This is a genomic window from Acinetobacter sp. Ver3 (genome assembly GCF_000632455.1).
Lineage (GTDB): Bacteria > Pseudomonadota > Gammaproteobacteria > Pseudomonadales > Moraxellaceae > Acinetobacter.
Genome location: NZ_JFYL01000005.1, coordinates 66779 through 80557 on the forward strand (window position 1 = coordinate 66779; position 13779 = coordinate 80557).

A 13779-nucleotide genomic window follows, 5' to 3' on the forward strand; every position below is an offset into this window, starting at 1 on the left:
ATTATCGGTCTTTTTTTTATCAAATGAAATATCTTATCAGTGCATGTTTAGTCGGACATCCAGTTCGCTACGATGGTCAACATTGCCTTCAAGAAAAAATTAAAACGCTGATTGATACCGATCAGGCCGTCGTAATCTGCCCTGAAATTTCTGGAGGACTTAGCACTCCCAGAGCCCCTGCTGAAATTCAAAAAGGAACAGGCTCCGATGTTTTGAGTGGCCATGCAAAAGTATTTGATCTTTCGGGAAAAGATGTTACCGAAGCATTTATTTTAGGTGCCAAACAGACCTTAGCTTTTGCGAAAAAACATGGGATTACTCATGCGATTTTGAAAGCTAAAAGTCCATCATGTGGTTTTGGTCAGATTTATGATGGCTCTTTTTCGGGGTCAAAAATAAATGCGGACGGTGTTACAGCAGCGCTTTTAAAGCAACATGGTATTCACATCATGACTGAAAAAGAATTTCTAGATCAGTTAATGAAATAAAATCAGCTACTTAATCACATCATCGTCATATTCATGTTTTTTAAGGTGAGCTTTGTCACGCGTCGCCCAATAACTTGCCAAGACGGGTCCAGAAATATTGTGCCACAAACTAAAAATTGCACTTGGAAGTGCTGTAATGGGGGTTGCCGCAAAATGAACAGCAGCTAAAGCAACGCCTAAGCCAGAATTTTGCATCCCTACTTCTATCGAAACTGCTTTAGCATCTGCTTGATTGAGCTGCAATAATTTTGCAGCCCAATAACCTATAAAATATCCTAATCCATTATGTAAAATTACAACAGCAAGGATCAGTAACCCTGACTGTAAAATTTGCACTTTACTTCCAGCAATAATCGCAGCCACAATCAATACAATCGCGATGACTGAAACCATAGGCATCATTTCAATATATTGATCTATTTTTTGCTTAAATAGACCGCTCACGATCACCCCTAAAATGATAGGGAACAAAATCACTTGCATTACCGATACAAGCATTGCTACCGCATCTATATCAATCCACTGACTCGCTAAGAGATAAAAAATCAATGGTGTCAGCAAAGGTGCTAACATCGTTGAAACTGAGGTACACGCGACGGACAAAGCCACATTTGCCTTTGCCATATAAGCAATGACGTTAGATGCTGTACCTCCGGGACAACATCCAACAAGGAGTACGCCAATGGCAATTTCAGCGGGTAATCGAAATGCTATGCACAAGCCCCATGCCAATAATGGCATCACTATAAATTGAGCACCCACCCCAATGGCAACCGCCTTAGGCTGACTGAGAACACTTTTAAAATCTTCCCATGACATGGTCATTCCCATGCCAAACATGATAATCCCGAGCATCCAAGTGATATAAGACTTAAGCCAAATAAAAGCTTCTGGCATATACATGGCAATTCCTGCAAAAAGGAGTACCCACAGCGCAAAGGTTTTCTGCAAGAATTGATTGATGGCTTTCATTTAAAAAGTTCACTTATTGGATTAACGACGTATGATCTTGAACCATGACCTTTAAATGGTCTGCGCTGAATGCCTGAGAGTCATTAGTTCTTTGGCGTAAATTCGTTTCACACCTTGTGCAAGCATTTCTTGCCATGCATGTTGTAAAGAACCATTTAAATCGATGCCTTTGGTCGCATCTGACACGACATAACTATTAAAACCTAATTTTGCAGCATCAATTGCTGTCCAAGCCACGCAAAAATCAGTGGCAATCCCGACAATGAAGACATCACGAATTCCACGCTCATGCAGATATCCTGCTAAGCCAGTCGATGTTCGATGATCAGCTTCTAAAAAGGCAGAATAACTATCAATATGCGGATGAAAACCTTTACGAATGACCAACTGCGCTTTGGATATATTCAAGTCTGGATGAAAATCTGCATCATGTGTACCCTGCACACAATGTGAAGGCCATAACACCTGGCGACCATAAGCTAATTCAATCGTCTCATAAGCAGACTTTCCAGGATGATTTTCAAAAAATGAAATATGGTCTTGAGGATGCCAATCTTGGGTAAGGACAACATTGTCAAAATGCCGAGCAAGTGAATTAATGGTTGGAATAATTTGATCTGAATTTGCTACCGCCAAATTTCCCCCAGGGGTAAATCCATTCTGAACATCAACAACGATAAGTACACTTTGTTGTGGTTGGAACATCCTTTTCAGCTCCCAATATTTTTAAAATTGTTAGGGACTATTGCATAGGATCAAGAGAACTACAATTGCTTGAGTTGAAAATTTGATATCAAAATTCTATAAAAAAAGCCTGCATCAAGCAGGCTTTAATCTATGTTTTTGTCTTAATTCTGGATACGACGTACCAACATTAACATGAAGATTGCAGAAATAATAATACAAGGGATTGCTGCAGAGATTACGCCTGCTGCACCAAATCCAGCCGTTAATAATGATCCTGCAATTGCTGGCCCAAGCATAGCACCGATACGACCTACTGCTGATGCAACACCAACACCTGTACCACGTACTTCTGTTGGGTACACAATACCACCAAATGCGTAAAGCACACCTTGACAGCCAATCACGAAAGCACCAACCAATGCTGAAGCCAAATACATTTGTGTGAGTGAGCTTGCTGCATTCAACGCAAGAAGGCCAGCCAAAATACCACCGTACATTAACAAGATCACATAAGCTTTTTTCCAGCGGTCAGTTAATACACCTAAAATCACAGTACCTACAGTAGCACTTACCATGAAGTAGAATTGCGCTGTCGCACCTTCTTTTCTCGAAAAACCTAATTCTTGGAATAGAGAAGGTAACCAGCTGAGCATGATGTAAACCACCATGAGCGTGAAGAAATAGCTACACCAGATGAACATCGTACGAAGAAGATTCTGTGAATTAAACAAATCTTTAAACGAACCTTGTGGAGCTTCTGCAATTTCAGCTTCAGTTCTATTTTGCGTTTTCAAAAATTCTTTAGATTCAGGTAAGAATTTCATCATCACTGGTATAACAATTAATGGTAATAAACCACCAAGATAGAAAATATTTTTCCAATTAGCACCGAAATCTGTACTTGCAATTAAAGATAAGATCGCAGCACCGACAGGCATACCACAGTACATTAGCCCTACAGCACGACCACGATTTTGTGGGGTTACTGCTTCAGAAGCCAAAGTGATGAGAATTGGCATTGCTGCACCTAGTCCTGCACCTGCAAGGAAACGTACAGCCAATAAACTGTTAAAACTATTTACCCATACCGTACATAAAGTGAATACAGCGAAAACAGCAACAGACCAAATTAAAACTGTTTTACGACCAATACGGTCCGCAATACGCCCACCTACCAGTGCCCCAGGTAACAGACCTAAAATACCAGCACTAAAAAACACACCTAATTGTGAACTATCTAAACCAAAATGTTCACGAATACCCGCAGCTGCAATACCTGCAGCCTGAATATCTAAGCCTTCAATTACTGCAATGAGGAAGCAGATACCTACCGTCAAAATTGCATGTTTGTTACTTACTGATTCTTGCATTGAACTTCCCTCACTCATCAGCATTTGAGTCCGATGCCCGATTATCTATGTAAGTCAATGAAAGTGAGAGTTATCAAATGGTGTAATAAAATGTAATCAAAATAAGATTAAATTTCATACCTCTTGCCAACCAAAATAAATTCTAGTCTTCAAAACGATTAATTATTTTTTTTATTTAAAAAAAACCCAGAAAAATCTATTATAAAATCTGTAAGTATTAGAATAATTTAACCTTTAAGTAAAAAAATTAAGACGTTTTATAAATTATAATAATCACATAATTTAAAAATTATTAGTTTATTCACCTTTATATACATACATCTTAAATCTGATGTAAGTGATATAAGATATTAATTCAGGGTAAATTGGTCAGATTTTAGTTCGAATTTTCATTTTTATCCGCAATACTTTCATAGACGAACATCTATCTTCACTGTTATTTAAATGCCTAACCATAAGGTCTTAAAATTGCTTTTTTTAAAAAAAGTTACTTGTTTTAACTAAACTTTTTTTTGACTGAAGTGAATTCATATTGTTCTTATTGGTAGCTTAGTTCATAATTTGCATACGCATTATCCAGTATGCAGGCATATTGGATCGTGATATAAATCAAAATACATACCCATCCAAACTTCGCTTCTCAACCTTCACTGGATGGAAAAATAGGATCGTGTTTTAAAATGACTACTCAGCAAGCTCAGGTAATTCAAGGCTCAATCGTCGCAATCGTCACTCCAATGTTTGAAGATGGAACTGTTGATTGGAAGGGTCTCGAGAAGCTTGTTGAATGGCACATTGAACAAGGTACAAACAGTATCGTTGCCGTGGGAACAACAGGTGAAGCTTCGACCTTAAGCATGGCTGAACACACTCAAGTGATCAAAGAAATCATTCGTGTAGCCAATAAACGCATTCCAATTATTGCCGGCACAGGCGCAAACTCAACGCATGAAGCGATTGAGCTTACCAAAGAAGCTAAAGAGCTTGGTGCAGATGCTGCACTTTTAGTAACGCCATATTATAACAAACCGACTCAAGAAGGCTTGTATCAGCATTACAAAGCAATTGCTGAAGCTGTTGATTTACCGCAAATTCTTTATAACGTACCTGGCCGTACTGGCGTTGATATGAGCAATGAAACTGTAGTTCGTCTTGCTGATATTCCTCAAATCGTAGGGATTAAAGATGCAACAGGTGATGTTCCTCGCGGTGCTGAGCTTTTAAAAGCACTTGAAGGCAAAGATATGGTGGTCTATTCAGGTGATGACGCAACAGCATATCAACTGATTGAGCATGGTGCGAAAGGTAATATTTCTGTGACCGCTAACGTCGCTCCAAAGCAAATGAGCCAAGTGTGTGCCGCTGGTTTAGTGGGTGATGTAGCTCAAGCAAAAGCAATTAATGATCAAGTTGCAAATTTACACGAAATTCTATTTTGTGAATCAAACCCAATTCCTGTGAAATGGGCACTTCATGAAATGGGATTAATTGGTACAGGTATCCGTTTACCACTTACTCCATTAGCAGAACAATATCGAGCTTCACTGCGTGATGCATTAAAAGCTGCGAGCATTATTTAAAGAAGAGTTTAACAACTATGCAACTACGTTTTGGTTTACCCCTTGCCCTTTCAGCCCTCAGCATGGTCGGTTGTAGTACGATTGGTATCGATAATGGTTCACTCGATTATAAAAAATCTACTGCACAAACCCCGCTTAAATTTCCTGAAGGTTCAATGGTTAGACCAGCAACACCGCTTTATCCAGCGCCTGTTGTTGAACAGCTTGCAATAGACAATGCGCCACAAATGGTTAATAAGCGAGGTAATCGTTTCGAGCTACCTCGTCCTAATGTGGCACCAACCGTTTCTAATCCTGTTGAGAGTGAACAATCAACTGCTGTCGGTCGTCCACAACTTTTAACTGATGGAAATGGCAATCCGTTGATCAAAATTGACGGAAATTCTGCTACAATTTGGCAATACACAATCGCCACCCTCAGTAGCCTCAACTACAACTTTGTCAATCAACCTAAGAATCCCCATTCCGCGACAATTCAAGTGGATGGTGAAAGTTTAGTGCTTAAACTGACATCTGTAGGTTCGAGTCATACCTTGGCCGTGTTTACCCCAACTAACGCGTTTGCAGACAAACAAAAAGCTGCGAGCCTGTTAACCCAGATTTATCAAAACTGGCCAGCCTAGTCGTTCTAGGCATATTTTTTCTGAAAAAGGTTCCACCATGTTAAAACAAACCTTGCTCTATACTGGTAAAGCTAAATCCGTTTATGAAACCGATAGTGCAGACCACCTGATTTTAGTCTTTCGTGATGATGCCTCAGCATTTAATGGCGAAAAAATCGAACAGCTAGATCGCAAAGGTAAGGTGAACAACCGTTTTAACGCCTTTATCATGGAAAAACTTGCAGCTGCAGGTATCGAAACTCATTTCGAAAAACTTTTAACACCAAACGAAGTTTTGGTTAAAAAGTTAAACATGATTCCAGTTGAATGTGTAATCCGTAACTATGCAGCTGGTTCGCTTTGCCGTCGTTTGGGTGTTGAAGAAGGTTTAGAACTTACACCACCTACATTTGAATTATTTTTCAAAGATGACGCTTTGGGCGACCCAATGGTGAATGAATCTCAAGCCATTGCTTTAGGTTGGGCTACTGCTGAACAACTTGAGCGTATGAAAGAGTTAACTCACCAAGTAAACGTAGTGTTAAAAGATCTTTTTGCTCAAGGCAACATGCTTTTAGTTGATTTTAAACTTGAATTTGGTGTGTTCCATGACCGTATCGTTCTTGGTGATGAGTTCTCTCCAGATGGTTGCCGTCTATGGGACAAAGATACCAAGAAAAAATTAGATAAAGACCGTTTCCGCCAAGGTTTAGGTGATGTGGTTGAAGCTTATGAAGAAGTTGCTACACGTATCGGTGTTGACCTTTCTGATATCTAAATCAAAATTTAGATAAAATGAAGCCGAGTCATATGACTCGGCTTTTTTGTATCTGTTGATATTATTTTTATATTTTCAAATTGTTGTTATACATTCATTATTTTTGTTAAGTCGCATTACCAATGCTCTCTCCTCATTGGTAATGCTATTAATTTATCGAATCGATATTTAAATAAGATGACAAATCTGGGGTTTTGATCATTAAAAAACTCAATTGTTTTTTGTGTTTTTAAATTTACACCCATTAATCGAATAAATTAATGCTATTTATTAAAATGATCGTTTTTACAATATTACTAAGTTCAACTAATATATTTTTATACCAGGCAACTACAGGAGTTGGTGGCTCAAGAGAGAGACTGTAGTTGCCGACCAGATGAATCGCTTTTCGCCCAGCTTCCTATAGAACTGGGCTTTTTTTTTATTGTTGTTGCTGCTCTTGCTGCCAACGTCGCTGCTGTAAACGCTCTGCTTCGACTTCACGCTTATTACGAGCTGATTCGTACAATTTGGTGCCTTTCAGCTCTGGAGGCATATAATCCTGCAACACGAAATGTTCTGGATAGTGATGTGGATATAAGTAATCTACACCATATCCCTGCTCTTTCATTAACTTGGTTGGAGCATTTCTTAAATGCAATGGAACTGGAAGATTTGACGTACGTTCAGCCAACTCTAATGCTTTATTGATTGCTAAGTAAGTGCTGTTACTTTTCGCGCTTGTGGCCAAATACACTGCACATTGTCCTAAAATAATACGGCATTCTGGCATCCCAACCGCTTGAACGGACCTAAAACACTCCCCAGCCAATAACAACGCATTAGGATTAGAATTTCCAATATCTTCCGAAGCGGCTATCAACATCCGACGCGCAATAAAGACTGGATCTTCCCCCCCCTTTAACATTCTCGCCATCCAATATAGTGCAGCGTCAGGATCACTTCCACGAATTGATTTAATGAATGCTGAGACTAAATCATAGTGCTGCTCACCAGATTTGTCATATCGCGCAATATTTTGTTGAGCTACTTTCACCACGATGGCATTGGTGACAATATTTTCAACATCTGCTTCAAATGTGCTCGCAATGAGATCCAATAAATTGAGTGCTTTACGAGCATCACCTGCGGCAAATTGAATTAATGCATCATATTCTTCGATATGAATATGACGGTCTTTCAGAAATTGGTCTTGCTTGAGTGCACGTTCAATTAAATGTTGAATATCATGCTCAGATAATGCTTTCAGCGTATACACCTGACAGCGCGACAACAAAGCATTATTGACTTCAAAAGAAGGATTTTCTGTGGTTGCACCAACCAGAGTAATCTTGCCTTTTTCTACTGCGCTCAGTAAGGCATCTTGTTGAGATTTATTAAAACGATGAATTTCATCAATAAAAACCACTGGCACAATGAGATCACCACTTTCCCCAATGATTTCTCGAAGCTCTTTAACACCAGTGTTGAGTGCAGACAAGCTAATAAAAGTACGATCTACAGCTTGAGCTAACAATAGCGCAATGGTGGTCTTGCCGACGCCTGGAGGCCCCCAAAAAATAATCGAAGGTAAATGTCCTTGGTCAATCATTTGACGTAAAGGTGCGTCTTCACCAAGTAAATGATCTTGTCCGATAATCTCAGACAAATCACGTGGACGTAAGCGTTCAGGTAGCGGAATTTGTGTATCGGACATATTTTTTATAGATCTCAAAGTGCTGTTGACTAGTCTACTATGTAATAGTCAAATTCCAATATTAATAGTCAAAACAACCATCACTATTCAACATTTTTCATTTTACTCAGATTCGAGTTTTGCTTTTAATTTGAATAAATAAGCTTGCGGTCCATCTTCTATTCCCCAAATTGTGCCATCCTTCGCTTCATGCAAGTCTCGTACTCGACCCCCCATATCCAAGCGCTGAATTTCTCGTACAGGTTCAGATTGTGGATCTACCACAATAATGGCTTTCGATGATAATCCACCGATTAAGGCTTTGTTCTTCCATTGTGGAAAATAGTTAGATTTATAAAAAATCAGACTCGAGGGTGAAATCACTGGAGACCAATCAAGTTTAGGGGCTATGAATTCAGGTCGCGTTTCATGATTCGGAATCTGTTTCCCATCATAGTGATCACCATTAGATACAATTGGATAGCCATAATTCTTACCTTTTTCAATAAGATTGAACTCATCGCCACCTTTAGGGCCCATTTCTGCCACCCACAAACGATTTTGATGATCAAATGCCATACCTAAAGGATTACGATGACCTAAACTCCAAATCTGCGCTGAGACACCACCTTGTTTGGCAAATGGATTAGATTCTTGAGCACGACCATCATCATACAAATATACAATTTTACCTAGATTAGACTGCATATCTTGTGCAGGCTGAAACTTCTGCCGTTCCCCTGAACTAATCCATAAATTCGCTTGCTGGTCAAACACTATACGATGTGCATAATGCCCCTGACCCGACACTTTAGGGACTTGCTCCCATATGCGTTCGATATCCGTCAGTTTCGGTGCTTCGATATTCGATAAATCCAATTTCGCTCGGATCACCACTGCACCAAACAATCCATTTTTTTCTTCGGCATAACTGAGATATAGCCAAGCGTTATTATTGAAATTAGGATGAATCGAAACATCACCTAACCCACCTTGTCCGCCATAAGCAACTTGAGGCACACCAGCCACGTTAAAACTACGTTTTGATTGTGGGTCAAACAACTTAAGTATGCCTGACTTTTCTGTAATTAACAGTTGACCATTTGGTAAAGTTGCAATCGCCCATGGTTCATTAAATAGAGCAATTTTTTCAACTTGATATCGTTGTTCTTGAGCTTTTGAATTCTCGTTTTTGACTGTTGATTCCTGCGGATTCTGTGCTTCAGTGGCTTTATTTTGATTGGCATGACACGCCATTATGATTCCGCTCAAACCAACAATCCAAATCAGTTTTGCAGCTTTTAACATGCCTTTCCCTTTTTAAATCCTTGAATATCAGTCTCAAGGATTAAACGGCAATGATCATTTTAAAAGTGTTTTTATATTACAAAATATGTGTAGTCTAGCAATTGAATGTACTAGCGTACCCACCGCACGATGTATTCATCTATTTCATTTTCATCAACAAGCTGTTCAGATATACAACGACCTGCTACAGATTTTCGAGCACTAATCACACTTTGTTTATTGCCTGTCACCAAGTGATGCCAATTCGGTAGCTTTTTACCTTCATTAATACGTCGATATGCACAACTCGAAGGTAGCCATCGTATTTGTTGTAATTTTTCAGGCGTTAACTGAATACAGTCAGGTACATGCACCTGACGATTTTCATAATCTGAACAATGCCCCGTCTGACAATCTAGAAGTTTGCACGCAACTTTGGTATATGCGATTTCTTCGGTTTCATCATCTTCTAATTTAACCAAACAACACATACCACAACCATCACACAGTGCCTCCCACTCTGCTTGGTTCATTTCAAACAGTGAATAATGTTTCCAAAATTCAGGGCGTAAAGATGTGCTCATGATTCAGCTAAATATCAAAAATTTGAGTCAGTATATCACTAATAATTCTCATAAAATTTCATCAATCTCAGTTACAGTTGATTAACTAAAGAATATCAATACTCTACGTTAAAATACCCTTTGTATACATTTTGCTCAGTTTATTTTCTTATACTGAATGAACATTAATAAAAATTTATGGAGAATCAAAATGTTCCGTTGGGCGATTATTTTTGCAGTGATTGCATTGATAGCAAGTTTGCTAGGGTTTGGTGGTGTAGCAGGCTTATCTAAAGATTTCGCAATTATCTTACTTGTGATTGCAGTGATTCTCGCAATTGTAGGCTTTATCTCAAGAGGCAAAGTCTAGTGTTCTAAATCACTAGATTAAATTGAAAACACAAGATTGATGAAAAGAAGAAGGTACTCCTTCTTCTTTTTTATTTCTTTTTATCTGTTCATTGATACGCGTTTTATATATTCCAATCTTTCATAAATTCTCACATTTGATTTTACTTTCTTATTACAAATTCATCACTTCGGAAAACATTTATGCTTTAATCTTTGCTGATTTTCATAAACGAAAGGACTTTCAATAATGACTTCAGCAATTCAAACAAGAGAAATTCAGTATAAAGCGGCAGATGGTACTCAATTGATTGGTTATTTTGCCGCACCTGAAAACTCTTCAGGAGCTGCAGGTATTATTGTAGCCCCAGAGTGGTGGGGTCGTAATGAATATACAGAACAACGTGCTCGAGAACTTGCAGAACAAGGATATGCTGCTTTTGCCATTGATATGTACGGCGACAAAAAGGTAACCACTGAAGCTTCTCAAGCAAATGAGTGGATGATGCAAACTTTCGCACAGCCTGAAACGATTGTACAACGCGCTACAGCTGCGTTAGACACTTTATCTGCACAGCCTGAAGTTGACGCAACTCGATTAGCTGCGATTGGTTTTTGTTACGGCGGAAAAGTTGTTTTAGATCTTGCTCGCTCTGGTGCGAACTTAAAAGCAGTTGCTACCTTCCATGCTAATTTATCTGCGCAAACACCTGCTCAACAAGGTCAAGTAAAAGCTGAAATTCTGGTTTTGCATGGTGAGCTAGATAGCATGGTCACGCTAGATGATGTGGCACAATTTAAAGAAGAAATGTTTGCAGCTCAGGTGCCACATGAGGTCATTATCTTTGAGGATGCAAAACATGGTTTTAGCAATCCACAAGCTGATGAACGGGCAAAAGCCAATGGTGTAGATCTCGGTTATAACGCTGAAGCTGAGGAAAAAAGCTTAGCTGCGATGTATGAGTTACTGTCGCGTCACTTAGATTAATTACTTTCAAAGTTTATTAGCGCTAAGATTATTGAAGAAAGAAGATAAAATATAAGAGGAATATAAGGATGAGTGAACAATGTACTTATTGCAATCACGATGAATATGATGTGATTGATAAAAATGAATTCGGTGTGATTTTGCCAGAACAGCAGCCGTTGACTAAAGGACATTCCGTTATTATTCCTTTACGTCATGTGAGTTCTTTTTTTGAAATTACCGATAAAGAGCGTAAAAGTTTACAGTCGTTGTTAGAACTGGCACGTAACGAGTTAAAAATCCGTCATCATCCGGAAGGCTTTCATATCGCTTTTAATGATGGCAAAGTTTTTGGCGATGAAGAGTCGGAACATTTACACATCCATATTATTCCTCGTTACAAAAACCAACCGCTTAAATTAGATAGTCGTTGGGGCATTATTCAAGAGTAATGTTGATTTTACAAAAAGGCGCAATATGCGCCTTTTTCATGCTTTTTTAAAAGGTCTTTGCCTAGATTGGTTATACTGAGCACAGATTGTATTAATGGTATTTTCATGTTTTCTTTTTCAACTGCGTTACTGGATTGGTTTGATGTACATGGTCGACATGACCTGCCATGGCAAGTCGCAGATGATCCTTACAAAGTTTGGGTCTCTGAAATTATGTTGCAGCAAACCCAAGTGAAAACTGTTCTGAAATACTATGATCGTTTTATTGAGCGCTTTCCGACGGTCACCGATTTAGGTCGTGCTACTTGGGATGAAGTTGCTCCTTACTGGGCAGGTCTCGGCTATTATGCGCGTGCTCGCAACCTGCATAAAGCAGCCACAATCGTAAGTCAAAATGGACATTTTCCAGAGACTTTAGAAGCTTGGATGGCCCTGCCAGGAATAGGTAGATCAACTGCTGGTGCATTGATGTCACTTGGATTACGCAAATACGGCGTGATAATGGATGGAAATGTTAAGCGTGTTTTAGCACGTTTCTTTGCCATTGAAGATGATTTATCAAAGCCTGTCCATGAACGTGCAATGTGGGAATTAGCCGAGCAACTCTGTCCTGAACAACGCAACCATGATTACACGCAAGCCATTATGGATTTGGGTGCAACAATTTGTACTCCTAAAAAACCACTTTGCCTGTACTGTCCAATGCAGTCAGAATGCCAAGCTTTAAAGCAGGGTCTGACACAAGAGTTACCATTTAAAAAGCCAAAAAAAGCAGTGCCTATAAAGACTGCGGATGTTTTATTACTGCGAAGTACTGAAAATACATGGTTATGGCAACAACGTCCGCATTCAGGCTTATGGGGTGGTTTATGGACCTTACCCATCATTGATGAAACTTCAGAATTTAGTCAATTGACTCAGCAATATGGTTTGGTGAGTAATCAATTACCAACTCAAATTTCACACAGTTTCACCCACTTTACCTGGTTACTGAATGCACATATTTTCCATGTTGATCTCGACCAGATGGAATACCTCCAAACAGAATTAGGAGGTGAATGGCTCGCTCCACAAGTTGTAACAGAAATGGGCATTCCAACTGCGATGAAAAAATTGATCTCAGCCGTGAAATTGTGACATAGTCGATTCAAATAAGTGTGGCTGTATCAATCAAGGAGTTGGAGTGACTAAGTATTTGCGACATTACATCATCCTAAGTGTAGCTATTTTACTTGTTGCCTGCAGTAGCCAACCTCCAAAACAAACGCCGCTTGACCCAACCCTCGTTGCTCGCTTACATATGCTTCCTTTGGACCGCAAATTACCTATCCCAGTACAAGGTGTAAAAGCGAGACAACTCACTGACACTTGGGGTGCATCACGAAGTCACGGTCGAACACATGAAGGCATTGATATCTTGGCGGCTCGTGGTACAAAAGTTTATAGTGCAACTGATGGAATTGTTCGCAGTATGCGCGATAATAAGCTGGGTGGGAAAGTCATTTGGATTTTAGGACCCGCTGGTTCTTGGCATTATTATGCGCATTTAGATCAGCATAAAAAAGGTCTCAATGAGGGTGACTTCGTGCGACGAGGTGACCATATTGGTTATGTCGGCAATACGGGTAATGCTCGACATACTGCCCCTCATTTACATTATGGAATTTACTTAGATGGTCGCGGTCGAGGCCCTGTCAATCCATACCCTTATTTACGTTAAATTAAAGTTTTTATTATTAGGAAGTTTTCATGTCAGAAGCCTTGATTAATCGTCTAGTTGAATTTGCAGAATCTGGCAATCAACAACGTATTGTCTTAAATGGACAAAGCCATCAGGGCTGGATTATGGAAATTACCGAAGAAGCTCTGTTGATTAGCACTGGGTTTGCGGACAAAGCAGGTAAAGATTTCTGGATTAATTTTTCAGATTTAGAACAAGCAGAGTTGTTCTTTTGGGACAATCAAAACGATCAGTGGGTTGCTTTTACCATTTGATCACTTCAGAGCATT

16 protein-coding genes are annotated in these 13779 nt (G+C 39.3%); 10 read left to right on the plus strand and 6 right to left on the minus strand.

From position 1 onward, the window contains the following. Positions 1-23: 23 nt before the first annotated feature. Positions 24-488, plus strand: a complete 465-nt coding sequence (locus tag CL42_RS02735) for a DUF523 domain-containing protein (RefSeq protein ID WP_035264844.1) — start codon at positions 24-26, stop codon at positions 486-488. Positions 489-494: 6 nt separating this feature from the next. On the opposite strand, the gene CL42_RS02740 is transcribed toward CL42_RS02735, so the two are convergent. The 3 genes from CL42_RS02740 to mhpT all read right to left on the minus strand — a co-directional run bounded on the left by CL42_RS02740 (position 495) and on the right by mhpT (position 3517). After that, a complete protein-coding gene (locus tag CL42_RS02740; protein WP_035264849.1) occupies positions 495-1460 on the minus strand; it encodes a bile acid:sodium symporter family protein in 966 nt (321 codons plus the stop codon). Positions 1461-1511: 51 nt separating this feature from the next. Then, positions 1512-2165, minus strand: a complete 654-nt coding sequence (gene pncA, locus CL42_RS02745) for a bifunctional nicotinamidase/pyrazinamidase (protein ID WP_035264852.1) — start codon at positions 2163-2165, stop codon at positions 1512-1514. Between the two features lie 143 nt (positions 2166-2308). Next, on the minus strand, positions 2309-3517 hold the full coding sequence (mhpT, locus tag CL42_RS02750) for a 3-(3-hydroxy-phenyl)propionate transporter MhpT (protein ID WP_035264856.1): 1209 nt from the start codon (positions 3515-3517) through the stop codon (positions 2309-2311). 680 nt (positions 3518-4197) lie between these two features. On the opposite strand from mhpT, the gene dapA reads away from it, so the two are divergent. From dapA to purC, 3 genes are read left to right on the plus strand one after another with little or no spacing between them, the layout of a single operon-like run. Next, the gene (gene dapA, locus CL42_RS02755) at positions 4198-5097 is read left to right on the plus strand and encodes a 4-hydroxy-tetrahydrodipicolinate synthase (protein ID WP_035264858.1); all 900 of its coding nucleotides are present in this window, start codon (positions 4198-4200) and stop codon (positions 5095-5097) included. 17 nt (positions 5098-5114) lie between these two features. After that, positions 5115-5720, plus strand: a complete 606-nt coding sequence (locus CL42_RS02760; RefSeq protein ID WP_035264860.1) for a lipoprotein-34 precursor (NlpB) — start codon at positions 5115-5117, stop codon at positions 5718-5720. 37 nt (positions 5721-5757) lie between these two features. Continuing rightward, complete coding sequence (purC, locus tag CL42_RS02765) at positions 5758-6477, plus strand: phosphoribosylaminoimidazolesuccinocarboxamide synthase (RefSeq protein ID WP_035264862.1); 720 nt, start codon at positions 5758-5760, stop codon at positions 6475-6477. A gap of 421 nt (positions 6478-6898) precedes the next feature. On the opposite strand, the gene CL42_RS02770 is transcribed toward purC, so the two are convergent. The 3 genes from CL42_RS02770 to CL42_RS02780 all read right to left on the minus strand — a co-directional run bounded on the left by CL42_RS02770 (position 6899) and on the right by CL42_RS02780 (position 10023). Next, positions 6899-8173 carry a replication-associated recombination protein A gene (locus CL42_RS02770; protein ID WP_035264864.1) on the minus strand — a complete coding sequence of 425 codons (1275 nt, stop codon included), beginning with the start codon at positions 8171-8173 and terminating at the stop codon, positions 6899-6901. A 102-nt stretch (positions 8174-8275) separates the two neighbouring features. Continuing rightward, complete coding sequence (locus tag CL42_RS02775; RefSeq protein WP_051586510.1) at positions 8276-9460, minus strand: PQQ-dependent sugar dehydrogenase; 1185 nt, start codon at positions 9458-9460, stop codon at positions 8276-8278. 110 nt (positions 9461-9570) lie between these two features. After that, positions 9571-10023: a YcgN family cysteine cluster protein gene (locus CL42_RS02780; protein ID WP_035264867.1), complete on the minus strand. Its 453-nt coding sequence runs from the start codon at positions 10021-10023 to the stop codon at positions 9571-9573. A gap of 190 nt (positions 10024-10213) precedes the next feature. Between CL42_RS02780 and CL42_RS16625 the strand changes: the two genes are divergently transcribed. The 6 genes from CL42_RS16625 to CL42_RS02810 all read left to right on the plus strand — a co-directional run bounded on the left by CL42_RS16625 (position 10214) and on the right by CL42_RS02810 (position 13764). Then, positions 10214-10372 (plus strand): DUF1328 domain-containing protein, encoded by a 159-nt coding sequence (locus CL42_RS16625; RefSeq protein WP_035264869.1) that lies wholly within the window; start codon positions 10214-10216, stop codon positions 10370-10372. Positions 10373-10600: 228 nt separating this feature from the next. Continuing rightward, a complete protein-coding gene (locus CL42_RS02790) occupies positions 10601-11338 on the plus strand; it encodes a dienelactone hydrolase family protein (protein WP_035264872.1) in 738 nt (245 codons plus the stop codon). A 62-nt stretch (positions 11339-11400) separates the two neighbouring features. Next, a complete protein-coding gene (locus CL42_RS02795; protein WP_265596980.1) occupies positions 11401-11769 on the plus strand; it encodes an HIT family protein in 369 nt (122 codons plus the stop codon). Positions 11770-11874: 105 nt separating this feature from the next. Further along, on the plus strand, positions 11875-12906 hold the full coding sequence (mutY, locus tag CL42_RS02800) for an A/G-specific adenine glycosylase (protein ID WP_035264874.1): 1032 nt from the start codon (positions 11875-11877) through the stop codon (positions 12904-12906). Positions 12907-12964: 58 nt separating this feature from the next. Further along, positions 12965-13489, plus strand: a complete 525-nt coding sequence (locus CL42_RS02805) for a M23 family metallopeptidase (protein WP_035264946.1) — start codon at positions 12965-12967, stop codon at positions 13487-13489. Between the two features lie 29 nt (positions 13490-13518). Then, positions 13519-13764, plus strand: a complete 246-nt coding sequence (locus CL42_RS02810) for a hypothetical protein (RefSeq protein WP_035264881.1) — start codon at positions 13519-13521, stop codon at positions 13762-13764. Positions 13765-13779 lie beyond the last annotated feature (15 nt).

Excerpts from the sequence above, each read along its gene's own strand:
- CL42_RS02735 (WP_035264844.1), top strand. The coding sequence starts at position 24 with ATGAAATATCTTATCAGTGCATGTTTAGTCGGACATCCAGTTCGCTAC.
- CL42_RS02740 (WP_035264849.1), bottom strand. The coding sequence starts at position 1,460 with ATGAAAGCCATCAATCAATTCTTGCAGAAAACCTTTGCGCTGTGGGTA.
- pncA (WP_035264852.1), bottom strand. The coding sequence starts at position 2,165 with ATGTTCCAACCACAACAAAGTGTACTTATCGTTGTTGATGTTCAGAAT.
- mhpT (WP_035264856.1), bottom strand. The coding sequence starts at position 3,517 with ATGCAAGAATCAGTAAGTAACAAACATGCAATTTTGACGGTAGGTATC.
- dapA (WP_035264858.1), top strand. The coding sequence starts at position 4,198 with ATGACTACTCAGCAAGCTCAGGTAATTCAAGGCTCAATCGTCGCAATC.
- CL42_RS02760 (WP_035264860.1), top strand. The coding sequence starts at position 5,115 with ATGCAACTACGTTTTGGTTTACCCCTTGCCCTTTCAGCCCTCAGCATG.
- purC (WP_035264862.1), top strand. The coding sequence starts at position 5,758 with ATGTTAAAACAAACCTTGCTCTATACTGGTAAAGCTAAATCCGTTTAT.
- CL42_RS02770 (WP_035264864.1), bottom strand. The coding sequence starts at position 8,173 with ATGTCCGATACACAAATTCCGCTACCTGAACGCTTACGTCCACGTGAT.
- CL42_RS02775 (WP_051586510.1), bottom strand. The coding sequence starts at position 9,460 with ATGTTAAAAGCTGCAAAACTGATTTGGATTGTTGGTTTGAGCGGAATC.
- CL42_RS02780 (WP_035264867.1), bottom strand. The coding sequence starts at position 10,023 with ATGAGCACATCTTTACGCCCTGAATTTTGGAAACATTATTCACTGTTT.
- CL42_RS16625 (WP_035264869.1), top strand. The coding sequence starts at position 10,214 with ATGTTCCGTTGGGCGATTATTTTTGCAGTGATTGCATTGATAGCAAGT.
- CL42_RS02790 (WP_035264872.1), top strand. The coding sequence starts at position 10,601 with ATGACTTCAGCAATTCAAACAAGAGAAATTCAGTATAAAGCGGCAGAT.
- mutY (WP_035264874.1), top strand. The coding sequence starts at position 11,875 with ATGTTTTCTTTTTCAACTGCGTTACTGGATTGGTTTGATGTACATGGT.
- CL42_RS02810 (WP_035264881.1), top strand. The coding sequence starts at position 13,519 with ATGTCAGAAGCCTTGATTAATCGTCTAGTTGAATTTGCAGAATCTGGC.